This window comes from Mesorhizobium shonense (genome assembly GCF_040545255.1).
In the GTDB taxonomy this organism is placed as follows: domain Bacteria; phylum Pseudomonadota; class Alphaproteobacteria; order Rhizobiales; family Rhizobiaceae; genus Mesorhizobium; species Mesorhizobium shonense.
On the sequence record NZ_JBEPLM010000002.1, the window covers coordinates 120221 to 140707 of the forward strand.

The following is a 20487-nucleotide window of genomic DNA, read 5'->3' on the forward strand; positions in this document are numbered from 1 at the left end:
TCGCTCACCCCGTGCTTGCTCACCAGTGCGGCGGCTTGGTCACCGGCACGTCGGGCGCTGCCTGCTCCTCCAGGGCCAGGAACCGGTCGGTCAGGGCGGCGAGCTTGCGTTCCATGCGCTCGATCACCTTCCACTGCTCGGCGATCTGGCCGGACAGCTCCTCGATCGTCTTTTCCTGCTCGGCGGCGCGGATTTCCAGCCTCGTCAGCCGGTCGTCAGGTCTGGTCATTCAAAACCCGGGTTCTGTGAATGTGAAGCTCTCGGCCACCTTCGAAATTGACAAGCGCGCGGGGATTTGTCGAGAGTGAATGACGTTCCGTGCCAATTGGCATGGGCGGGGCATCATGCTAGGCATTTTGACCAAGCGATAAAAAAACTGAGTGGGACAGGCTGCATGGCGCAAGCCGCAATCGAGCTCATAGGCATCAACAAGAGTTTTGGCGCCGTGCGCGCCAACCGCGACATCAACCTGGAAGTCGCGCGCGGCACCATCCACGGCATTGTCGGCGAAAACGGCGCCGGCAAGTCGACGCTGATGTCGATCCTCTATGGCTTCTACCAGGCCGACAGCGGCGAGATCCGCGTCGGCGGCAAGCCGGTGTCGATCAACACCTCCAACGACGCCATCGCGCTCGGCATCGGCATGGTGCATCAGCACTTCATGCTGGTCGACAATTTCACGGTGCTGGAAAACGTCATTCTCGGCGCCGAGAGCGATGCGCTGTTGAAGAAAAGCATCGCCAAGGCGCGCTCCGAGCTCGAGCGGCTGGAGCGCGAATACGGCCTCGAGGTCGATCCCGACGCCATCATAGAGGAGCTGCCGGTCGGCCTGCAGCAGCGCGTCGAAATCCTCAAGGCGCTCTATCGCGGCGCCGAGATCCTGATCCTCGACGAGCCGACGGGCGTGCTCACGCCGGCCGAGGCGGACCATCTGTTCCGCATCCTCAAGCAATTGAAGGAGCAGGGAAAAACGGTGGTGCTGATCACCCACAAGCTGCGCGAGATCATGGCCATCACCGACACGGTCTCGGTCATGCGCCAGGGAACCATGGTGGCCACCAGGGTGACGAAGGAAACCACGGTCGGCGAATTGGCCGAGCTGATGGTCGGGCGGCGCGTGCTCTTGCGGGTCGAGAAGGGCCAGTCGGAAGCCGGCGCCGTGAAGCTCTCGGTCAAGAACCTGACGGTCAAGGATTCACGCGGCGTCACCATGGTCGACGACGTCTCCTTCGACCTGCGCGGCGGCGAGATCGTCGGCATCGCCGGCGTGGCCGGCAACGGCCAGTCGGAGCTGCTCGAGGCGATTTCCGGTATCCGGCACGCCGTCTCGGGTGAAGTCATGCTCGAAGGCAAGCCGGTCGACCTGACCGGCAAGGCCGACCCAGGCGAGTTGCGCGACCGGGGTCTCGCCCATGTGCCGGAGGACCGCCACCATGTCGGGCTGGTGCTCGCCTTCGAGGAGAACGAGAATTCGATCCTCGGCTATCACGACGACGAGCGCTACCTGAAGGGACCGTTCCTCAACGTCGATGCCATCCGCAACGACGCCAAGGACAAGATCGGCAAATACGACATCCGTCCGGCCGACTGCAGGCTGAGGACGGCCAATTTCTCCGGCGGCAACCAGCAGAAGATCGTGCTGGCGCGGGAGATGGAGCAGGATCCCGGCGTGCTGATCGTCGGCCAGCCGACGCGTGGCGTCGATGTCGGCGCCATCGAATTCATCCACAAGCGGCTGATCGCCATGCGCGACCAGGGCAAGGCCGTGCTGGTGGTGTCGGTCGAGCTCGACGAGATCCGTTCGCTCTCCGACCGCATCCTGGTGATGTTTGCCGGCCGCATCGTCGGCGAACGGGGGCCGGAGGCGACCGAAGGCGAGCTTGGCCTCTTGATGGCCGGTGTCGAGCACCAGGAGGCCGCCGAATGAGCACGCCTTACGCAAAACTGCCGGCCTGGGCCGATTACGGACTGATCCCGCTGATCAATCTTTCGGTGGCCTTCATCGTCGCCGGCTTCGTCGTCATGCTGGTCGGGGAAAATCCGTTCCGCGCCGCCGTCATCCTGGTCGAGGGCGCTTTCGGCAAGGGCACGGGCATCGCCTTCACCTTGTTCTATGCCACCACCTTCATCTTTACCGGTCTGTCGGTGGCGGTGGCGGCGCATTGCAGCCTGTTCAACATCGGCACCGAGGGCCAGGCCTATATCGGCGGCCTCGGCATCGCGCTCGTTTGCCTGAGCTTCGACAGCGTGCTGCCCTGGTGGGCGATCTTTCCGATGGCGATCGTCGCCGCGGCGGTGTTCGGCGCGCTCTGGGGTTTCATCCCCGCCTATCTGCAGGCCAAGCGCGGCTCGCACATCGTCATCACCACCATCATGTTCAACTTCATCGCCGCCTCGGTGATGGTCTATCTGCTGGTCGGCCCGCTGAAGCCGGCAGGATCGCAGGCGCCGCAGACACGCAATTTCCTCGCCGGCGCGGAATTGCCGAAGCTCAACTGGATCATCGAATTGTTCGGCGCCAAGATCCGCTCGGCGCCGCTCAACATCTGCTTCCTGCTGGCGCTGGCGATGGCGTTCCTGGTCTGGCTGCTGATCTGGCGCACCAGGCTCGGCTACGAGATGCGCACCTATGGCCATAGCCCGAAGGCGGCGCGCTATGCCGGCATTTCGGAAACCCGCATCATCATAACCGCGATGATGATCTCGGGCGCGCTGGCCGGCATGATGGCGCTCAATCCGGTGATGGGCGACCAGCACAATGTGGCGATCGATTTCGTCTCGGGCGCCGGCTATGTCGGCATTGCGGTGGCGCTGATGGGCAGGCTGCATCCGGTCGGCATCGTGCTGGCGGCGATCCTGTTCGGCATGCTCTACCAGGGCGGCGCCGAGCTTGCCTTCGAGATGCCGGCGATCAGCCGCGACATGATCGTCATCATTCAAGGGTTGGTGATCCTGTTCGCCGGCGCGCTGGAGCATATGTTCAGGCCTTACATCCAGGCGCTGTTCGCCTCGTTCAGTCCGAAATCGGTCGGCATGCAGGCGGTCAAGGGGAGGGGGGCCTGAGATGGACACGTTCAACGCAATCGTCCAGGTTCTGGACTCCACCATCCGCCTCTCGGTGCCGCTGCTGCTTGCTTGTCTCGCCGGCCTTTATTCCGAGCGGGCCGGCATCTTCGACATCGGCCTCGAAGGCAAGATGCTGGTCGGCGCTTTCGCCGGCGCTGCGGCGGCCTCCGTCTTCCATTCGGCCTTCATCGGCCTCGGCATGGCCATCCTGATCTCGGTCGCCTTCGCCATGGTGCACGGCTTCGCCTCGATCACGCATCGCGGCAACCAGATCGTCTCCGGCGTCGCCATCAACTTCGTCGCCGCCGGCTCGACCATCATCCTCGGCCAGGCCTGGTTCCAGCAAGGCGGCCGTACGCCGGCGCTGCAGCCGGGCGAGCGGTTCGAGGCGATCGCCTGGCCCGGCGCCGAAGCCGTCCGCGACGTGCCGATTCTCGGGCCGATCTATGCCGAGCTGATCTCCGGTCATTCGATCCTGGTCTACTTCGCCTTCGCGATGGTGCCGTTCACCTGGTGGGTGCTGTTTCGCACCCGCTTCGGCCTCAGGATGCGCGCCGTGGGCGAAAACCCGGCCGCCGTCGACACGGCCGGCATCTCGGTCGCCTGGCTGCGCTACCGCGCGCTGATCTGCACCGGCGTGCTGACCGGCGTGGCCGGGGCGTATCTTTCCATGGTGCAGAATGGCGGCTTCGTGAAGGACATGACCGCGGGCAAGGGCTACATCGCGCTGGCCGCGTTGATCTTCGCCAAGTGGAAGCCGGTCAACGCCATGTTCGCCTGCCTTTTGTTCGGCTTCCTCGACGCGGCGGCGATCCGCCTGCAGGGCTCGCCGCTGCCGGTCATCGGAAAGGTGCCGGTGCAGTTCATGCAGGCGCTGCCCTATGTGCTCACCGTCATCCTGCTCGCCGGCTTCATCGGCAAGGCGATCCCGCCGCGCGCCGGCGGCGTGCCCTACGTCAAGGAACGCTGAGGCTCGGGTAGCTTCGGCAACCGGCATTGAACAAGATCGTGGGAGAGAAGAACTGAATGTCGCATGATCTGTTCGAGGCGGCGAAGACGGCGATGGCCAAGGCCTATGCGCCCTATTCCAAGTTTCCCGTCGGCGCGGCGCTGCGCACCGAGGACGGGCGCGTCTTCACCGGCGCCAACATCGAGGTGGCCTCCTATCCCGAGGGCTGGTGCGCCGAGACCACGGCGCTCGGTCACTACGTCATGGGCGGCGGCGGCAAGATCACCGAGATCGCGGTGATCGCCGAGCGCATGGCCAAATGCTCGCCCTGCGGCGGCTGCCGGCAGAGGCTGGCGGAATTCTGCCGGCCGGAGACAAAGCTCTATCTCTGCGACAATACCGGCGTGGTCGAGACGGTCACCATGGGCGACATGCTGCCTTACGGCTTCAGGGGCGACATCTTGAAATGAAGAGCGGTTTGAAATGAAGAGCGGGTTGAAATGAAGGAAGCGCTGGATCATCTGGTCGAGAAGCTGGACGGGCTGGCCCCGACCGCGGCGCTTGTTCTGGGTTCCGGCCTCGGCGGGCTGGTCGACCAGGTCGAGGACGCGAGGCGCATTTCCTATGCGGAGCTGCCGGGCTTCCCGCGCAGCGGCGTTTCCGGCCATGCCGGCGAGGTGGTGGCGGGGCATTTCGCCGGTACGCCGGTGCTGATGCTCTCCGGCCGCGCGCATTACTACGAGCACGGCAACGCGGCCGCGATGCGCCCGGCACTGGAGGTGCTTGCCGGCATCGGCATCTCGCATCTCATCCTCACCAACGCCGCCGGCTCGGTCGAGCCGGACATGGGGCCGGGCTCGGTGATGCTGATCACCGACCACATCAACTTCTCCGGCTCCAACCCGCTGATCGGCGAGCCGAGCGACCGCCGCTTCGTCGGTCTCACCGAGGCCTATGATGCCGGCCTGCGCAAGGCGATCGAGAAGGCGGCGAAGGAGACCGGCACGGCGCTGCACAAGGGCGTCTATATGTGGTTTTCCGGCCCGTGTTTCGAAACGCCGGCCGAGATCCGCATGGCGCGCGTCATGGGCGCCAACGCGATCGGCATGTCGACGGTGCCGGAAGTCATCCTTGCCCGCTTCCTCGGCCTCAGGGTCGCCGCCTGCTCGGTCATCACCAACCTCGCGGCCGGCATGACCGGGGCGGAACTCTCGCACCAGGAAACCAAGGACATGGCGCCGGTCGGCGGCGCGCGGCTGGCGACGATCCTGCGGCGCGTCTTCGAGCAAGGCTTGCCGGAAAGCTGATGCTCCCCCAGGAAATCATCCGCCGCAAGCGCGACGGCCACAAGCTCTCGGCGGCCGAGATCGCGGCCTTCATCGAGGGGATAACGGCCGGCACGCTGTCGGAGGGCCAGATCGGCGCCTTCGCCATGGCCGTGTTCCTCAAAGGCATGAGCCGCGAGGAGGCGGTGGCGCTGACCACCGCCATGCGCGATTCCGGCGATGTGCTCGACTGGTCCGATCTGCCGGGCCCGGTCACCGACAAGCATTCGACGGGCGGCGTGGGCGACAACGTCTCGCTGATGCTGGCGCCGATCGTCGCCGCCTGCGGCGCCTATGTGCCGATGATCTCCGGCCGCGGTCTCGGCCATACCGGCGGCACGCTCGACAAGATGGATGCCATCCCCGGCTATACCAGCCAACCGGATGTGGCGCGTTTGCGCAAGACGGTGCTGGAAACCGGCTGCGCCATCATCGGCCAGACCGCCGACCTGGCGCCGGCGGACCGCCGGCTCTATGCCATCCGCGACGTGACGGGGACGGTCGAGTCGGTGCCGCTGATCACGGCCTCGATCCTGTCGAAGAAGCTCGCCGCCGGGCTCGGGTCGCTGGTGCTCGACGTCAAGGTCGGCAACGGCGCCTTCATGGAGAAGTCGCGCGATGCGGTCGCCCTGGCGAACAGCCTGGTCGAGGTCGCCAATGGCGCGGACCTGAAAGCGTCGGCGCTGGTGACCGGCATGAACGAGCCGCTCGCCTCGGCCGCCGGAAATGCGGTCGAGGTGAAGAACGCCGTCGATTTCCTGACCGGCCGTTTCCGCGACCGCCGGCTGGAGGACGTGACGCTGGCGCTGGCCGCCGAAATGCTGCAGTCGGCGGGGATTGCCTCGTCCAACCAGGACGGGATCAGGCGCGCCGCCGAGACGCTTGCCGGCGGCCGCGCGGCGGCGGTTTTCGCGCGCATGGTGACGGCGCTCGGCGGTCCGGCCGACTTCGTCGAGAACCCGGAAAAATATCTTCCCAAGGCGCGGGTCGAATTGGCGGTGGACGCGGCGGCGGACGGCTTCGTCGCCGGCATCGCGACGCGCGACATCGGGCTAGCCGTCGTTGCCCTCGGCGGCGGGCGCACCCGTCCGGACGACAGGATCGATCACGCCGTGGGCCTGACCAGCCTGTTGCCGGTCGGTGCCGAGGTGCGTGCGGGCGAGCCGCTGGCGCTGGTCCACGCGCGGACCGAGGCGGACGCCGAGGCAGCCGCCGCCGCGGTGCGTTCCGCCTATTCGATCGGCGCCTCGAAGCCGCCCGCCGAGAAGACGGTGCTCAGGCGGATCCTGCCGCTTTAGGATGTGTTGATATTCACGTGATGCCGGCCTGCGAACGGCGGCTTCCTGCGCTTCCGGTGCTCACGTACTTCAAGCACGCTCCGCTCCGGCCTTCGCCGGCCGAAGCTCTCATAAGTGTCTCCGCTCTATGAAGGCTACGGCCGGCGTAGGCCGGTTCTCGGAAACCACCGTTCTCGGCTCGGCCTGACCTGAATCTCAACACACCCTAGGCAGGGGGCAATTCCTACTGCACGAGCAGCAGCGCGCCGTTCTGGACTTCGTATTTCTGCAGCCGCTGCAGGAAGCTCATGCCGATCAGGTTGGTTTGCAGCGCCCGGTCGTCGAGCACCACCGCCTGGACGTTGTCGACGGAGATCTTGCCGATCTGCAGATGGTCGACGGTCACCACCGCGGCCTTGATGGCACCGTTCGCGGTGTTCACCTGGTGACTGAAATCCGACTGGTTGAGCGAGATGCCGATCCGGCGCGCCGTCGATGTGTTGATGGCGACCAGCGTCGCACCGGTGTCGATCATGCCATCGATCTGACGGCCGTTGAGCTTGAAAGCGGAGGTGAAATGACCGCGCTCGTCGGCATTGACCAGCACCTGGCGGCCGAGCGGCATCGGCGTCGCCGGCTTGGCCGGAACCGAGGCAAGTTTGACGTCCGGCTGGACCTCCGGGGCCGCCGGCTTCGAGGCGACCGCCGATCTCAGCAGGCTTTCGACCATCCGCGGGTTCGACTGGTAGACGATCGGGATCGATGCCGAGCTTCCGACAAAGACACCAAGGAGGAGAAGCTTGCGCAGCATGGATCGACCTTCGTGAAGGTTCGATCCTTAAGCCGACATGGTGTTTTCAGCTTTAACGGGCGCCGGAACCGTGGTCTTTGCGTAAACAAGCGGTAAAGAAAACGCTCACTTGGTCCCGTACATGCGGTCGCCGGCGTCGCCAAGGCCAGGCATGATATAGCCCTTTTCGTTTAGCTGGCGATCGATCGAGGCGGTGAAGATCGGGACATCCGGATGTGCCTTGGTGAAGCGCTCGATGCCTTCGGGCGCCGCCAACAGGCAGAGGAAGCGGATGTTGGTGGCGCCGCGCCCCTTCAGCTTGTCGATCGCCGCAATCGCGGAATTCGCCGTCGCCAGCATCGGGTCGACGACGATCACCAGACGGTCGGCAAGGTCGCTCGGCGCCTTGAAGAAATACTCGATCGCCTCCAGCGTCTCGTGGTCGCGGTAGAGGCCGATATGGGCGACGCGCGCCGCCGGCACCAGGTCGAGCAGGCCTTCGAGCAGGCCGTTGCCGGCCCGCAGCACCGAGGCGAAAACCAGCTTCTTGCCCTCCAGCGTCGGCGCTTCCATTTCCTCGATCGGCGTCTCGATGGTGGTTGTGGTCAGTTCGAGATTGCGGGTGACCTCATAGCCCAGAAGCAACGAGATCTCGCGCAGCAGCCGCCGGAAGCCGGCCGTCGAGGTTTCCTTCTTGCGCATGATGGTCAGCTTGTGCTGGACAAGGGGGTGGTCGACGACGGTGACGCCCTGCATGATGTGCTCCGACTGGTTCGCAGTGGGTAGTGAATAGTGAGTAGTGAATAGTGAGCCGATTTGCGAGTCCCTGACTGAGGGAAAGCGCCAACCTTCAACCGCGCGATGCGCACCCCGCCAAATCAATCACTGCCGACTACTCACTACTTCCTACTCACCGCACCTTCACGTCCAACCGGCCTAGCAGCATCGCCTTGGTCTTCCGGTCGACGAAGGCCGCTTCGATGGCCGTTCTGGTGACGGCGGTGAGCGCCTTGTCGTCCATCGCGAAATGCTCGGCGGCAATGTCGTATTCGCGCTTCAGCGAGGTCCAGAAATAGGGCGGATCGTCGGAGTTGAGCGTCATCTTGCAGCCGGCGGCGCGCAATGCCGGGAAAGGATGGTCGGCGAAACTGTCGAACACTTTGAGCGCAATGTTGGAGCCGGGGCAGCATTCCAGCACCACGCCCTCGGCGGCAATGCGGCGAACGAGGTCGGGGTTCTCGATGGCGCGCACGCCATGGCCGATGCGCGACGGGCGGATATGGTCGAGCGCTGCCTTGACACTTTCCCAGCCCATCAATTCGCCGGCGTGGATGGTGATGCCGAGGCCTGCCTCTCGCGCGATCTCGAATGCCCGCACATAGTCCTCGAAATCGCCGATGCGCTCGTCGCCGGCAACGCCGAAGCCGGTCACCAGCGGATGGCGGCAGCGCGCCGCGAAGCGTGCCGCCTGCTCGATCGCCTCGACGCCGACATGACGCACGCCGGTGACGATCATGCGGCCTTCGATGCCGGTCCTTGCCTTGGCGCGGACCATGCCTTCGCCAAGCGCGTCCGTGTAGGCCTTGGGCGAGAGACCGGCCTTCCTGGCATGATCCGGCGAGGTGAAGACCTCGGAATAGATGGCGCCGTCGCGGGCGAGGCTGGTGAGATAATGATCGGTCAGCCGGGCGTAGTCCTCCTCGGTGCGGAACAGGTCGGAGGCAAAGTCATAGGCCGCGAGGAAAGAGCTGAAATCGTGCCAGACGAAGGAACCGTCCTGGATATAGGGCGAGGGGTCCTTGCCGTATCTGCGGGCCTGGCTGACGACAAGGTCGGGCGCCGCTGCCCCTTCGATGTGGCAGTGCAATTCGGCTTTCAAAATCATGCGGCCATCCCGTCCGGTATTTTGTCCTCGCGCCGATTCCGGGCGGAAAATCATGCGAGATCCTGCCCGAACCCGTCTCCAAGGCGCGGCCGAAAACCGCGCCTTGGACAATAGCGCCAGCCCCATCGATCGGCTATGGTCCCGCCGGTTTTATGGCGGATCAAAATAATGTCAGTTGAGAGAACCACGGCCGCGGGCGGCATGGAAACCTCCTATGGTTTCAGGAGGGTGGGCGCAGGCGACAAGCAGTCCCTGGTCAACGATGTCTTCCATAAGGTGGCCAATCGATACGACCTCATGAACGATCTGATGTCGGGCGGGTTGCACCGGTTATGGAAGGACGCGATGGTCGCCTGGCTCAATCCGCCAAAGCGGTCGGGCTGGAAGGTGCTCGACGTCGCCGGCGGCACGGGCGACATCGCCTTCCGCATCATCGAGGCCAGCCACCGCCACGCGCACGCCACGGTGCTCGACATCAACGGCTCGATGCTCGAAGTCGGCCGCGACAGGGCCGAGAAGAAAAACCTCCAGGAAAACACCGATTTCGTCGAGGCCAATGCCGAGGCGCTGCCCTTCGAGGACGACATTTTCGACGCCTATACGATCGCATTCGGTATCCGCAACGTGCCGCGCATCGATGTGGCTCTGAGCGAGGCTTTTCGCGTGCTGAGGCGCGGCGGGCGGTTCCTTTGCCTGGAATTTTCCGAGGTCGACATGCCGCTGCTCGACAAGGCCTACGAGGCCTGGTCCTTCAACGCCATTCCCAGAATCGGCAGGGCGGTGACCGGCGACGGCGAACCCTATTCCTACCTGGTGGAATCGATCCGCAAATTCCCCAACCAGCAGAATTTTGCCGCCATGATCACGCGGGCAGGGTTCGATCGCGTCACTTTCCGCAACTATTCGGGCGGCATCGCCGCGCTTCATTCGGGCTGGAAGCTTTGAGGCAAGCGCAGCGATGACCACCGTCGGCGCTGGTTTCAGGCTCATGCGAGCCGGCTGGGTGCTGGTCCGCGAGGGCGTCGTCGCGGCGCTGCCCGGCGAAGAGCTTTCCGGCATGCCAAAGCTCGGCTGGCAGCTGGCGCGCGTGCTTACCCGCCGCCGCGCGAGAAAGCATCTGCGCGGCGACCGGCTGGCGCAGGCGGTGGTGCGGTTGGGCCCATCCTACGTCAAGCTCGGCCAGTTCCTCGCGACGCGACCCGACGTCGTCGGCAACGACATGGCGGTCGACCTCGCCCTGCTGCAGGACAAGATGCACACCTTCCCGAAGGCGGAGGCGATCGCGGCGATCGAGGCCTCGCTCGGGCGCAGGATCGACGATCTCTATGCCAGCCTTGGCGAGCCGGTGGCGGCCGCTTCGATCGCCCAGGTGCACAGCGCCGAAGTCGTTCGCGACGGAATGATTTCGCGTGTGGCGGTGAAGGTGATCCGGCCGGGGGTGCGTCGCCACTTCTTCCACGATCTCGAAAGTTATTTCCTCGCCGCCCGCCTGCAGGAAAAATACATCCCTTCGTCACGTCGCCTGCGTCCGGTCGAGGTGACCGAGACGCTGGCGCAGACCACCAAGATCGAGATGGATATGCGGCTCGAGGCGGCGGCATTTTCCGAGCTCGGCGAGAACACCAAGGACGATCCGGGCTTCCGCGTGCCCGCTGTCGACTGGGAAAGGACCGGTCGCGATGTAATCACCATGGAGTGGATCGACGGCGTCAAGATGAACGATCTCGCCGGCCTTGCCGCCGCCGGCCACGACCTCAAGGCGATCGCCGCCAACCTCATCCAGTCGTTCCTCAGGCACACACTGCGTGACGGCTTCTTCCATGCCGACATGCATCCCGGCAACCTTTTCGTAGAGCCGGACGGCACCATCGTTGCTGTCGATCTCGGCATCGCCGGCCGGCTCGGAAAGAAGGAGCGGCGCTTTCTCGCCGAGATCCTCTACGGCTTCATCGTGCGTGACTACCGCCGCGTCGCCGAGGTGCATTTCGAGGCCGGCTACGTGCCGCGCCGGCACAATGTCTCGGCCTTCGCGCAGGCGATCCGCGCCATCGGCGAGCCGATCCACGGCCAGTCGGCCGAGACCATCTCGATGGCCAAGCTTCTGACGCTGTTGTTCGAAGTCACCGACCTTTTCGACATGGCGACACGGACCGAACTGGTGCTGCTGCAGAAGACGATGGTGGTGGTCGAGGGTGTCGCCCGCACGCTCGATCCGGCCTTCAACATGTGGAAGACGTCGGAGCCCGTGGTCAGCGACTGGATCGCCAGCAATCTCGGCCCGCGCGGAATGCTTGGCGACGCACGCGACGCCGGCAAGGCGCTGGTGGCTTTGGCGAGGCAGGCGCCGGATATTGCGGCCCGCACCGAGCGGCTGTCGCGCGAGATCGACCTGATGGCCGAGCATGGCCTTCGCTTCGACGAGGCGACCGCGCACGCCATCGGCAAGGCCGAGGCGCGCCATACGCGCTCAGGCCGCATGGCGCTGTGGGTGATCGCACTGACGCTGATCTACATTGCGTGGAAGCTGCTCTGACTGCTTGCAGTGCTAGCTCCCCGTTTGCTAGCATTGCAGGCAACAATGCCTTTGGCCATCGACGGCTAGGAGCGGGATCATGGGCACGATTACTGTCCGTAATCTAGCGGACGACGTGAAGCAGAGATTGCGCGAGCGTGCGGCAGCGCGCGGCGTCTCGATGGAAGAAGAGGCGCGCGACATCCTTGGCAAAACCGTTCTGCCCGCAGGAGCGGCGACCGCGCCCGAGGGCGAGACTCTTTACGCGACCATCCGAAGCGTAGTCGAGCCGCATGGCGGTTTTGACATTGCGCGGCGCGACCAAGCTTTGGGGGGGCGCATAACCCTCTCGGGCAAGCGCATCCTGCTCATCATCGGCGGCGGCATCGCCGCCTATAAATCGCTCGACCTGATCCGGCGCCTGCGCGAGCGCGGCGCTTCAGTCCGGGCGGTGATGACGGCCGCCGCGCAGGAGTTCGTCACCACGTTGTCGGTCGGCGCGCTTTCAGCCGACCACGTGTTCACTGATCTTTTCGATCGCAATGACGAGCATGATGTCGGCCATATAAGGCTGTCGCGCGAGGCAGATCTGCTGGTCGTGGCGCCGGCCACCGCCGATCTGCTGGCGAAACTCGCCAACGGCCATGCCAATGACCTTGCCTCGACGGTGCTCCTGGCCACCGACAAGAAGGTGCTGATGGCGCCGGCGATGAACCCGAAAATGTGGTCGCACCCAGCGACGCGCCGCAACCGGACAACGCTGCAGAAGGATGGCATCGCCTTTGTCGGCCCGGCCAAAGGCGAGATGGCGGAAAGCAACGAGGCCGGCGAGGGCCGCATGGCCGAGCCGCTGGAGATCGTGGCCGCGATCGAGATCATGCTCGACGAGAAGCCGAAGCCGCTTGCCGGCCGCAGGATCATCGTCACCTCGGGGCCGACGCATGAGCCGATCGACCCGGTGCGCTACATCGCCAACCGCTCCTCCGGCAAGCAGGGCCATGCGATCGCGGCGGCGCTGGCGAAGCTTGGCGCCGACGTCCGGCTCGTATCCGGGCCGGTCAACATCGCCGATCCGGCCGGGGTTACGACCACGCATGTCGAGACCGCGGCCGAGATGAAGGACGTGGTCGAGCACCTTTTGCCGGCGGACGCTGCAGTTTTCGTTGCCGCGGTCGCCGACTGGCGCACGGCCAATGCGGCCGGCGAGAAGATCAAGAAGGTGGCGGGCGAGGGGCCGCCGTCGCTCAAAATGGTCGAGAATCCCGACATCCTCGCGGGAGTCGGCCATCACAAGCAGCGGCCGGGCCTCGTCATCGGCTTCGCCGCCGAGACGCAGGATCTCATCAGCAACGCCGAGGCGAAGCTGAAGAAAAAGGGCGCCGATTTCATCGTCGCAAACGATGTCTCGCACGAGAGCGGTATCGGCCCGTCCGGCGTGATGGGCGGCGACCGCAACAAGGTGCGCATCGTCTCGCGCTCCGGCGTCGAGGAATGGCCGGAGATGGGCAAGGACGAGGTGGCGGCGCGGCTTGCCGCCTTGATTGCCGAGCGGCTGAAGACGATCGTGGTCTAAAGCGCGTCGCGATCTTTCAGATTCGCTCCGTGCGCTTTAGGCTTTTGATTTTACGCATGTCTTTGTCCCGAAACCGGTCCCACTTTCGGGAGACATGCTTTAGCCGGTCGCTTGCTGGGGCCGGAGAGCCGGCAACGCGATCCGCAGCGCGGCGATGCAGCCCAGGACCCCAAGCGGCACGAAGGCCAGGAACAGCCAGCCGGCCACGCCCGCGGCCGCTTCGCGGTTCAGGCCTTCGGAAAAACCGCTGGCGTTGGCGACGATGCCGGCAAGGGCTGCGCCCACCGCATAGCCGATGCGCTGCATGGTCGGCACGGCGGCCGACGCGATCGTCTGCTCGCCCTCGCGGGCCGAGGCGACGATGACGCGTGTGAGGAACGGCCAGCAGACGCCGAAACCGCCGCCCTGCAGCAGGGCGCAGAACAGGATCAGCGGGATCGAGCCCGACGGGATGGTGTAGGCGAAGCCGGCGAGGCCGGAGGCGATCATCAGCGCGCCGATGACGATGATCAGCCGTTCGCGTTCCAGCGGCGCATTGGCGATGAGGATCGACAGGATCGACCAGGCGATCGATTCGGCGGCAATGAAGTAGCCGGTGGTCAGGATCGGGATGCCGTGAAGCGTGGTCAGAAGCAGCGGCCCGTAGATGGTGAAGGTGCAGGTGGCCACCGAGAATGCCGCAACCATGGTCATGCCGCTGCCAAGCGGCGAGCGCCATGAGAACAAAGGCGACGGGAAGAGGCGCGAGCGCGGCCTCAGCGCATCGATGCGGAAGAACAGCGCCAGGCCGATCAGGCCGACGAGGAGCAGCAGCGACGAGCGCAGCAAGGCAATGTCGACGCCGGCGGCGGCGATCAGCACCACGCTGATGGCGAGACAGGCAAGTGCGGCATAGGGGAAGGGCGGCGCAGTGCCGTTGCCCGCCTGCGGCTTCGTCGCCTCGGGCGTGTCGAGCACGATGAAGCTTGCCAGCGCCATCGCCGCGCCGCCGAACGTGAAGACGCCGAAGGCCCAGCGCCACGACAGGAACTCGGTCATAACAGCGCCGAGCATCGGTCCGCTGAAGGCGGCGACGCCCCAGATGGCCGACATGATGCCGAAGAGCTGCGGCCAGATGTTGCGTGCAAACAGGCGCTCGACCGAGACGAAGGCCAGCGACACCAGCGCGCCGCCACCGAGGCCCTCGACCAGGCGCCCGGCGAGGAACACAGGCATGGAAGGCGCCGCGGCGCAGATCAGCGCCCCGGCCGCGTAGAGGAGGGCGGCGACCATCATGTTGGAGCGCAGCGCGACATAGCTCACCAGCCGGCCGGCCGCCGCACCCGCGACAATGGCGCCGAGCTCATAGATGGCCAGCGACCAGCCGACCAGTTGCACGCCGGCCAGATCGCCGACCATGGCCGGCATCACCGTCGCCACCATCGTCTCGTTGGTGGCATGCAGCAGGATGCCCAGGCTGATGAAGCAGAAGCGCGCCAGGTCGCCGCTTGCCCACAGCGTCCGCCAATCCACCTTGTTACGGGCCACCCTGTTGCGGGCCACCTTGTTGCCGCCCGCCTTGTTGCCGCTTGCTGCCGTCACGCCGATCTCCCTGATGCCATTCGCATCCTCATTCGCGTTTGAAGGAGGCGCCAGATCCAGTTCGGCATGGCTTGTAGAACCTCAAGCGAGGTTGAGCTCAAGAGGCTTTTTTCAGCGATATCGCGGCTGCGCACAGAGTCGCGAATTCAAGCACAAGCGATCAGCGCGCCAAAAAGAATACGGCCCGGAACGAGTGTCCCGAGCCGCATCCGTTCTGACCGAACGGCCGATCGAAAGCTTCACTTGTAGGAGTGGACGAGGTCCAGCGAGGCCACGGTGACGGCCAGATTGACGCCAGTCTGGGCCTGGACGCTGAGCGGCTCCAGCATGAAGGCGCCGTCCAGGCCGCCGACCAGGAGATTGGCGCCGCCGCCGGTCACGACGCTCGCCTCGGCGTTGACGCCGTAATAGCTGCCGGCGAGATCGCCCGCGTCATGGCTGCGGGTTGCGGCGAGAACCGTCCAGACAAGCTGGCCCTGATGCGTCTGGCCGACATCGACGCCCAGCTTGGAGATCATGCCCGTGTAGATCTCGGCCGGACCGTGATGGGAGGGGCGGAAGACGCAGGAGACGCCTTTGTTGGAGGTGATAACATAGCCGGTACCCCCGTCGATGGTGCAATCGAGCGTGCCGAGCCGGAGCGTGCCGGCGTTGACTGGAGAAGCGAGGACCGTGGCGGCAAGCGCGGCGGCGGCACAGGCAAGTGTTTTGATCATTGGAAAGGTCCTTTCGCGAAAATTGGCCTCGGTTAACGGTCGAGGTGCGTGGAGCGTTCCGCTGAAAACTTGGCGCGAGCGTGGCAAGGGATGACGCATTGCGCCGGGCGGTTAACGGATCGCAACCGGCGTCTCAGCGCCGCAACACTGCGATCGCCGGCGACGACCGGGAGCGTGCCGCACATCCAGCGTCAGCCTCCGATCAGCTGGCGCTGCCGGAGGTGCGCGACAGGCCGTCCTTGGCCGGCTGGTAGTTCGGGTCGAGGTGGACAGCCTCACGGTAGGACTTGGCTGCCCTTACCTTGTCGCCGCGCTTTTCATAGATCAGCGCCTGGTTGGCCCAGGCCTCCGCGTTCTTGCCGTCGAGCTTGATGGCCATGTTGAAATCGGAGAAGGCGTTGTCCTCGTCGCCGGTCGCCAGATAGGAGAGGCCGCGGCCGTTGTAGGGCTCGGCGGCGTCCGGCGCCAGCGAGATCGCGGTCGAGAAATCCTCGATGGCGAATTTGTGCTGGCCCTGGCTCTGATAGATCAGGCCGCGATTGTGGTAGGCGCGGGCGTCGGTCGTATCGAGCTGGATCGCCTTCTGGAAGTCGTTGAAGGCATCCTGGGTGCGGCCACCCTTGCGGTAGAGATTGCCGCGGCCGATATAGGCGGCGTCGTAATTCGCGTTGATCTGGATCGAGCGGTTGTAGTCGGCAAGCGCTGCTTGCTGGTTGCCGAGGAAGCGTTGGATGAGCGCCCGGTTCGAATAGGCCTGGTAGAAATTCGGGTTGAGCTGGATCGCCGTGTCGAAGTCCTTCAGCGCCGCCTGGTACTGGCCGCCACGGCCGTAGGCCGAGCCGCGCACATTGTAGCCTTCGGGATCCTGCGGGTTACGCTGGATGACCGCCGATAGCGAGGAGATGTTCTCGGTCGACCCTTGCGCCTTGTCGATTGAGCTGAATTCGCCAGTCGGGGTCGTCTGGCATGCTGCGAGCGTCAGGCCCGAAAGCAGGGCCGCCGTCAGGGCGAAGCCGCGAAAAGCGGTTCTGCGCTCCACGGAAATTGCGTTCATCTTTGTCCTCACTGCCGCGGCGCCGTCAGTCCGTTCCCTCTCCGAACCGGCTCGAATGCATAAACAAAAAGGTGGCGGCGATTCCGCATCGCGCCACCCTCGGTATCCTTCGAAAAGGACGAAAAATTGGCGTTATGAGCGCGGCGAGCGCGATGCGCCGGCAGCACCAGCCGGAGCCGGGCGCGGGGTCATCGGCAGCAGGCCTTCGCGCTGAGCGCGCTTGCGGGCCAGCTTGCGGGCGCGGCGCACGGCTTCAGCCTTTTCACGGGCACGCTTCTCGGACGGCTTCTCGTAGTGACCGCGCATCTTCATTTCGCGGAAAATACCTTCGCGCTGCATCTTCTTCTTCAGCGCGCGAAGCGCCTGATCAACGTTGTTGTCGCGGACGAGTACCTGCACGTGCAATCCTGTCTTCCGGTTTGAAATCAATAAGGCAAACGACCATAGCCATTGTGCCTCCGCGGCGGGTTGCACCGCGAATTGTGGCGGCTGATAGCAGAATCAGGCCGTGCTGTCCACCGTTGATTGCAGGAAACCGCGATCAAAAGCCGATGCGCTGCGCCCGCCTGCCCGGCGCTCATGCCGTTGCCAAATGGAGACGGGCGAAATCCTCGAAAAACTCGCCATAGTCGCAGGTGATTTCCTCGCCCGCCGCAATGTCGCGGATGGCGGTGGCGCCGCCATATTGCGAGAAATCCGTGTTCGGCCGCTCGGAATGGTTCATGAAGCGGCCATTGTCGACCTCATAGACCATGAAACCGGGCTTGTCGGGGCTCGGATAGGCGTAGCGGTCGAGCAGTTCCCTGAGATGCGGCGGCGCCGCCTCGTATTTCTCCATCGGGATCAGCCGATCGAAATCCGGGTCGAGCCGCCAGATCGAGGCGCCCTTCCTGACCGGTTCGGCGGCGAAAACACCGACGCCTTCGATGGCGCTCTTGGCGACATAGGTTTTGATCAGCAGCATCGGTCCGGTCCGTTTTTGACGGGAAACCAAATCGTCAAATCGGACCGGAATGCAAGGCCGCATCGCAATATTTCAGCGGATGAGGATGGCTGCCTGCGGGCCAACCGGATCATGTCCGGTTGATCGACACGCCGCCATCGGCAAACAGCGCCGTGCCGGTGGTGAAGCTCGAGGCGTCGGAGGCGAGGTAGAGCGCCGAACGGGCGATCTCTTCCGGCTGGGCCACACGCTTTAAGGCATGCAGGTTTTCGACGAATGTCCGCGATTCGGGCGTCTTGAATGTCGCCGCAGGCGTGTCGGTGCCGCCCGGCAGGAGCGCGTTGACGCGAATGGCTTGCGGGCCATATTCGGCAGCGAGCACCTGCGTCAATCCGATCAGGCCGGCCTTGCTCGCCGCGTAGCTCGTCATGCCGGGCATGCCGACCGTGTGGCCGACAAAGGTGGATGTGAAGATCAGCGAGCCGCCACCCCGCTCGATCATTGCCGGCACCTGGTATTTCGCGCCGAGAAACGCGCTTGTCAGATTGGTGTCGAGCGTCTCGCGCCATCCCTCCAGCGACAGGTCGGAAATCGATCCCATCTGGCCGACGGCGCCGACATTGTTGAAGGCGATGTCGAGACCGCCGAGCCTGTCAACCGCCAGATCGACGAGGGCTTTTGCGTACGCTTCCTCCCTAACGTCGCCAGCAAGGGCGACAGCAGTGCCATTGGCGTCCTCGATCTCGGCAACCAGCATATCCAGCTCAGCCCGGCGGCGCGCCGCGACGACGAGGCTGGCGCCTTGCTCGGCGAACAGCCTGGCGGTGGCGCGGCCGATGCCGGAACTGGCCCCGGTGACGATGGCGACTTTGTTGGTGAGCGCGAACATTTTTCCTCATCCTTCCTCTGTGCCGGTCTTGCCGGCGGGCGGATGCTGGTCGCAAATGAGGATGGTCGCGGCCACCCGAAACCCGCAAAGACCGCTGTTGCCCTACTGCCGCAACAGCCAATTCAGTCGGTCCGGCGAGAAGGCGTAGCTGAGGGCAATCAGCAGAGCCATGACAATGCCCGTAGCCGTATGACCGGCCAGATAGAATCCAGCGGCGCCGCCGAACAGTATGACAAGTTCCAGCACCAGCCTGACGGCGCCTGACACCGGCACCGGGGCCCGGCCCGATCGGCTAGGATCATCGAGCACGGCGAAGGTGCCCCATAACACAGCAGCGATGAGCGGCAGGGCGATGGCGAGAACCCAGCGCCAGAACTCGACCGGAAAGCTCCAGCCGGCCATGCCAAGACCAAGCAATGCTGCAAGTTCCAGCAGAAAGCGCAGGGTCAGATTCCACCAGGCGTTACCCATCATCATCCTCCAGCGTCACGCGACAGGAAGTGTCGCCGAAGACAGCCACGGAAGCCAGATCGGATGCATCATTTTGACCGCGGCGCAAAACGGCAAGCGCCGTCGCAAACAGCGCAAGGATGGCAGCGCGGTTTCGCTAGTGATACACCTCCCGTGACGGGCGGACGACATCCGCGATTTTTGGCGCGAGGCTATAACGTGAAGAAATACTCGGTATTCGCCATTGCCCGCGAGGCGATGCGCGGCCACAAGGGCTGGGAAGAGCAGTGGACCTCGCCCGAGCCGAAGAAGGAATACGACGTCATCATCGTGGGCGCCGGCGGCCATGGCCTGGCGACCGCCTATTATCTGGCGACCGAGCACGGCATCACCAATGTCGCGGTGCTGGAGAAGGGCTGGCTCGGCGGCGGCAACACCGGCCGCAACACCACCATCATCCGCTCCAACTACCTCTATGACGAGAGCGCCGGCATCTACGACCATGCGCTGAAGCTGTGGGATGGGCTCAGCCAGGAGCTCAACTACAATGTCATGTATTCGGCGCGCGGCGTCATGATGCTGGCGCACAACGTCCATGACGTGCAGGTGTTCAAGCGCCACATCCATGCCAACCGGCTCAACGGCATCGACAATGAGTGGCTGACGCCGGAGCAGGCGAAGGAATTCTGCCCGCCGCTCAACATCGCCAAGGAGGCGCGCTACCCGGTGATGGGCGCCGCGCTGCAGCGGCGCGGCGGCACGGCGCGGCACGATGCGGTCGCCTGGGGCTATGCGCGCGGCGCCTCGGCGCGCGGCGTGCACATCATCCAGAATTGCGAGGTCACCGGCGTCAAGCGCGCGGCCAATGGCGCCGTCACCGGCGTCGAGACGACGCGCGGTTTCATCGGCGCCAAGAAGGTCGGCGTTGTCGCCGCCGGTCATTCGTCGGTGATCATGGATATGGCCGGCGTGCGCATGCCGCTCGAAAGCTATCCGCTGCAGGCGCTGGTGTCGGAGCCGGTCAAGCCGGTGGTGCCTTGCGTGATCATGTCGAACACGGTGCACGCCTATATCTCGCAGTCCGACAAGGGCGAGCTGGTCATCGGCGCCGGCACCGACCAGTATATCTCCTATTCGCAGACCGGCGGCCTGCACATATTGCAGCATACGCTCGACGCCATCTGCGAGATGTTCCCGATCTTCACCCGCATGAAGATGCTGCGCTCCTGGGGCGGCATCGTCGACGTGACGCCAGACCGCTCGCCGATCCTGGCCAAGACGCCTGTCAAGGGCCTCTACGTCAATTGCGGCTGGGGCACGGGCGGCTTCAAGGCGACACCGGGATCGGGCAACGTCTTCGCGCACACAATCGCGAAGGATGATCCGCACCCGATCAATGCGCCCTTTACGCTCGAGCGCTTCCGCACCGGCCGTCTCATCGACGAAGCGGCCGCGGCCGCGGTGGCGCACTGAGCAC

21 protein-coding genes are annotated in these 20487 nt (G+C 64.8%); 10 read left to right on the top strand and 11 right to left on the bottom strand.

Annotated elements, in window-relative coordinates; genetic code table 11:
• Positions 1–19: 19 nt before the first annotated feature.
• Complete coding sequence (locus tag ABID26_RS06025) at positions 20–229, bottom strand: SlyX family protein (RefSeq protein ID WP_292299737.1); 210 nt, start codon at positions 227–229, stop codon at positions 20–22.
• A 165-nt stretch (positions 230–394) separates the two neighbouring features.
• On the opposite strand from ABID26_RS06025, the gene ABID26_RS06030 reads away from it, so the two are divergent.
• The 6 genes from ABID26_RS06030 to deoA are packed head-to-tail and all read left to right on the top strand — an operon-like array spanning position 395 to position 6638.
• Positions 395–1927 (top strand): ABC transporter ATP-binding protein, encoded by a 1533-nt coding sequence (locus ABID26_RS06030; RefSeq protein ID WP_292299738.1) that lies wholly within the window; start codon positions 395–397, stop codon positions 1925–1927.
• The gene (locus ABID26_RS06035) at positions 1924–3063 is read left to right on the top strand and encodes an ABC transporter permease (RefSeq protein ID WP_292299739.1); all 1140 of its coding nucleotides are present in this window, start codon (positions 1924–1926) and stop codon (positions 3061–3063) included. Before ABID26_RS06030 ends, ABID26_RS06035 begins: the two co-directional genes overlap by 4 nt.
• Before the next feature lies 1 nt (position 3064).
• Positions 3065–4036, top strand: a complete 972-nt coding sequence (locus tag ABID26_RS06040; RefSeq protein WP_126097977.1) for an ABC transporter permease — start codon at positions 3065–3067, stop codon at positions 4034–4036.
• Between the two features lie 56 nt (positions 4037–4092).
• Positions 4093–4485, top strand: a complete 393-nt coding sequence (gene cdd / locus ABID26_RS06045; protein ID WP_292299740.1) for a cytidine deaminase — start codon at positions 4093–4095, stop codon at positions 4483–4485.
• A gap of 30 nt (positions 4486–4515) precedes the next feature.
• On the top strand, positions 4516–5322 hold the full coding sequence (locus ABID26_RS06050; RefSeq protein ID WP_292299741.1) for a purine-nucleoside phosphorylase: 807 nt from the start codon (positions 4516–4518) through the stop codon (positions 5320–5322).
• Positions 5322–6638 carry a thymidine phosphorylase gene (deoA, locus tag ABID26_RS06055; RefSeq protein WP_292299742.1) on the top strand — a complete coding sequence of 439 codons (1317 nt, stop codon included), beginning with the start codon at positions 5322–5324 and terminating at the stop codon, positions 6636–6638. Before ABID26_RS06050 ends, deoA begins: the two co-directional genes overlap by 1 nt.
• Positions 6639–6861: 223 nt before the next feature.
• Here deoA and ABID26_RS06060 read toward each other — a convergent pair whose 3' ends face one another.
• From ABID26_RS06060 to ABID26_RS06070, 3 genes are all read right to left on the bottom strand, one after another.
• The gene (locus ABID26_RS06060; protein ID WP_126097981.1) at positions 6862–7428 is read right to left on the bottom strand and encodes a TIGR02281 family clan AA aspartic protease; all 567 of its coding nucleotides are present in this window, start codon (positions 7426–7428) and stop codon (positions 6862–6864) included.
• A 105-nt stretch (positions 7429–7533) separates the two neighbouring features.
• The gene (gene upp / locus ABID26_RS06065) at positions 7534–8163 is read right to left on the bottom strand and encodes a uracil phosphoribosyltransferase (protein ID WP_059184513.1); all 630 of its coding nucleotides are present in this window, start codon (positions 8161–8163) and stop codon (positions 7534–7536) included.
• Positions 8164–8317: 154 nt separating this feature from the next.
• Entirely contained in the window at positions 8318–9292 is a 975-nt protein-coding gene (locus tag ABID26_RS06070) for an adenosine deaminase (RefSeq protein ID WP_292299743.1), read from the bottom strand.
• Between the two features lie 168 nt (positions 9293–9460).
• Between ABID26_RS06070 and ubiE the strand changes: the two genes are divergently transcribed.
• The 3 genes from ubiE (at position 9461) to coaBC (ending at position 13377) form a co-directional block, all read left to right on the top strand.
• Positions 9461–10237 (top strand): bifunctional demethylmenaquinone methyltransferase/2-methoxy-6-polyprenyl-1,4-benzoquinol methylase UbiE, encoded by a 777-nt coding sequence (ubiE, locus tag ABID26_RS06075; RefSeq protein WP_292299744.1) that lies wholly within the window; start codon positions 9461–9463, stop codon positions 10235–10237.
• Between the two features lie 13 nt (positions 10238–10250).
• Positions 10251–11825, top strand: a complete 1575-nt coding sequence (gene ubiB, locus ABID26_RS06080) for a 2-polyprenylphenol 6-hydroxylase (protein WP_292299745.1) — start codon at positions 10251–10253, stop codon at positions 11823–11825.
• A gap of 79 nt (positions 11826–11904) precedes the next feature.
• Entirely contained in the window at positions 11905–13377 is a 1473-nt protein-coding gene (coaBC, locus tag ABID26_RS06085) for a bifunctional phosphopantothenoylcysteine decarboxylase/phosphopantothenate--cysteine ligase CoaBC (RefSeq protein ID WP_292299746.1), read from the top strand.
• Positions 13378–13476: 99 nt separating this feature from the next.
• Here the strand turns inward: coaBC and ABID26_RS06090 are convergent, their stop codons facing one another.
• The 7 genes from ABID26_RS06090 to ABID26_RS06120 all read right to left on the bottom strand — a co-directional run bounded on the left by ABID26_RS06090 (position 13477) and on the right by ABID26_RS06120 (position 19031).
• Complete coding sequence (locus ABID26_RS06090) at positions 13477–14904, bottom strand: MFS transporter (RefSeq protein WP_292299792.1); 1428 nt, start codon at positions 14902–14904, stop codon at positions 13477–13479.
• A 293-nt stretch (positions 14905–15197) separates the two neighbouring features.
• The gene (locus ABID26_RS06095) at positions 15198–15674 is read right to left on the bottom strand and encodes a DUF992 domain-containing protein (RefSeq protein ID WP_354414488.1); all 477 of its coding nucleotides are present in this window, start codon (positions 15672–15674) and stop codon (positions 15198–15200) included.
• A 202-nt stretch (positions 15675–15876) separates the two neighbouring features.
• Positions 15877–16728, bottom strand: a complete 852-nt coding sequence (locus tag ABID26_RS06100; protein WP_126097986.1) for a tetratricopeptide repeat protein — start codon at positions 16726–16728, stop codon at positions 15877–15879.
• A 132-nt stretch (positions 16729–16860) separates the two neighbouring features.
• Positions 16861–17127 (bottom strand): 30S ribosomal protein S21, encoded by a 267-nt coding sequence (gene rpsU / locus ABID26_RS06105; protein ID WP_027165252.1) that lies wholly within the window; start codon positions 17125–17127, stop codon positions 16861–16863.
• Positions 17128–17305: 178 nt separating this feature from the next.
• A complete protein-coding gene (locus ABID26_RS06110; RefSeq protein ID WP_292299747.1) occupies positions 17306–17692 on the bottom strand; it encodes an SET domain-containing protein in 387 nt (128 codons plus the stop codon).
• 109 nt (positions 17693–17801) lie between these two features.
• A complete protein-coding gene (locus tag ABID26_RS06115) occupies positions 17802–18560 on the bottom strand; it encodes an SDR family oxidoreductase (RefSeq protein ID WP_126097988.1) in 759 nt (252 codons plus the stop codon).
• A gap of 102 nt (positions 18561–18662) precedes the next feature.
• Positions 18663–19031, bottom strand: a complete 369-nt coding sequence (locus ABID26_RS06120; protein WP_292299748.1) for a YrdB family protein — start codon at positions 19029–19031, stop codon at positions 18663–18665.
• A gap of 198 nt (positions 19032–19229) precedes the next feature.
• On the opposite strand from ABID26_RS06120, the gene ABID26_RS06125 reads away from it, so the two are divergent.
• The gene (locus ABID26_RS06125) at positions 19230–20483 is read left to right on the top strand and encodes a sarcosine oxidase subunit beta (protein ID WP_292299749.1); all 1254 of its coding nucleotides are present in this window, start codon (positions 19230–19232) and stop codon (positions 20481–20483) included.
• The last annotated feature ends 4 nt before the right edge of the window (positions 20484–20487 follow it).

Excerpts from the sequence above, each read along its gene's own strand:
- deoA (WP_292299742.1), top strand. The coding sequence starts at position 5,322 with ATGCTCCCCCAGGAAATCATCCGCCGCAAGCGCGACGGCCACAAGCTC.
- ABID26_RS06100 (WP_126097986.1), bottom strand. The coding sequence starts at position 16,728 with ATGAACGCAATTTCCGTGGAGCGCAGAACCGCTTTTCGCGGCTTCGCC.
- coaBC (WP_292299746.1), top strand. The coding sequence starts at position 11,905 with ATGGGCACGATTACTGTCCGTAATCTAGCGGACGACGTGAAGCAGAGA.
- ABID26_RS06120 (WP_292299748.1), bottom strand. The coding sequence starts at position 19,031 with ATGGGTAACGCCTGGTGGAATCTGACCCTGCGCTTTCTGCTGGAACTT.
- ABID26_RS06095 (WP_354414488.1), bottom strand. The coding sequence starts at position 15,674 with ATGATCAAAACACTTGCCTGTGCCGCCGCCGCGCTTGCCGCCACGGTC.
- ABID26_RS06070 (WP_292299743.1), bottom strand. The coding sequence starts at position 9,292 with ATGATTTTGAAAGCCGAATTGCACTGCCACATCGAAGGGGCAGCGGCG.
- ABID26_RS06115 (WP_126097988.1), bottom strand. The coding sequence starts at position 18,560 with ATGTTCGCGCTCACCAACAAAGTCGCCATCGTCACCGGGGCCAGTTCC.
- ABID26_RS06060 (WP_126097981.1), bottom strand. The coding sequence starts at position 7,428 with ATGCTGCGCAAGCTTCTCCTCCTTGGTGTCTTTGTCGGAAGCTCGGCA.
- cdd (WP_292299740.1), top strand. The coding sequence starts at position 4,093 with ATGTCGCATGATCTGTTCGAGGCGGCGAAGACGGCGATGGCCAAGGCC.
- ABID26_RS06040 (WP_126097977.1), top strand. The coding sequence starts at position 3,065 with ATGGACACGTTCAACGCAATCGTCCAGGTTCTGGACTCCACCATCCGC.
- upp (WP_059184513.1), bottom strand. The coding sequence starts at position 8,163 with ATGCAGGGCGTCACCGTCGTCGACCACCCCCTTGTCCAGCACAAGCTG.
- ABID26_RS06025 (WP_292299737.1), bottom strand. The coding sequence starts at position 229 with ATGACCAGACCTGACGACCGGCTGACGAGGCTGGAAATCCGCGCCGCC.
- ubiE (WP_292299744.1), top strand. The coding sequence starts at position 9,461 with ATGTCAGTTGAGAGAACCACGGCCGCGGGCGGCATGGAAACCTCCTAT.
- ABID26_RS06050 (WP_292299741.1), top strand. The coding sequence starts at position 4,516 with ATGAAGGAAGCGCTGGATCATCTGGTCGAGAAGCTGGACGGGCTGGCC.
- ABID26_RS06030 (WP_292299738.1), top strand. The coding sequence starts at position 395 with ATGGCGCAAGCCGCAATCGAGCTCATAGGCATCAACAAGAGTTTTGGC.
- ABID26_RS06035 (WP_292299739.1), top strand. The coding sequence starts at position 1,924 with ATGAGCACGCCTTACGCAAAACTGCCGGCCTGGGCCGATTACGGACTG.
- ABID26_RS06110 (WP_292299747.1), bottom strand. The coding sequence starts at position 17,692 with ATGCTGCTGATCAAAACCTATGTCGCCAAGAGCGCCATCGAAGGCGTC.
- ubiB (WP_292299745.1), top strand. The coding sequence starts at position 10,251 with ATGACCACCGTCGGCGCTGGTTTCAGGCTCATGCGAGCCGGCTGGGTG.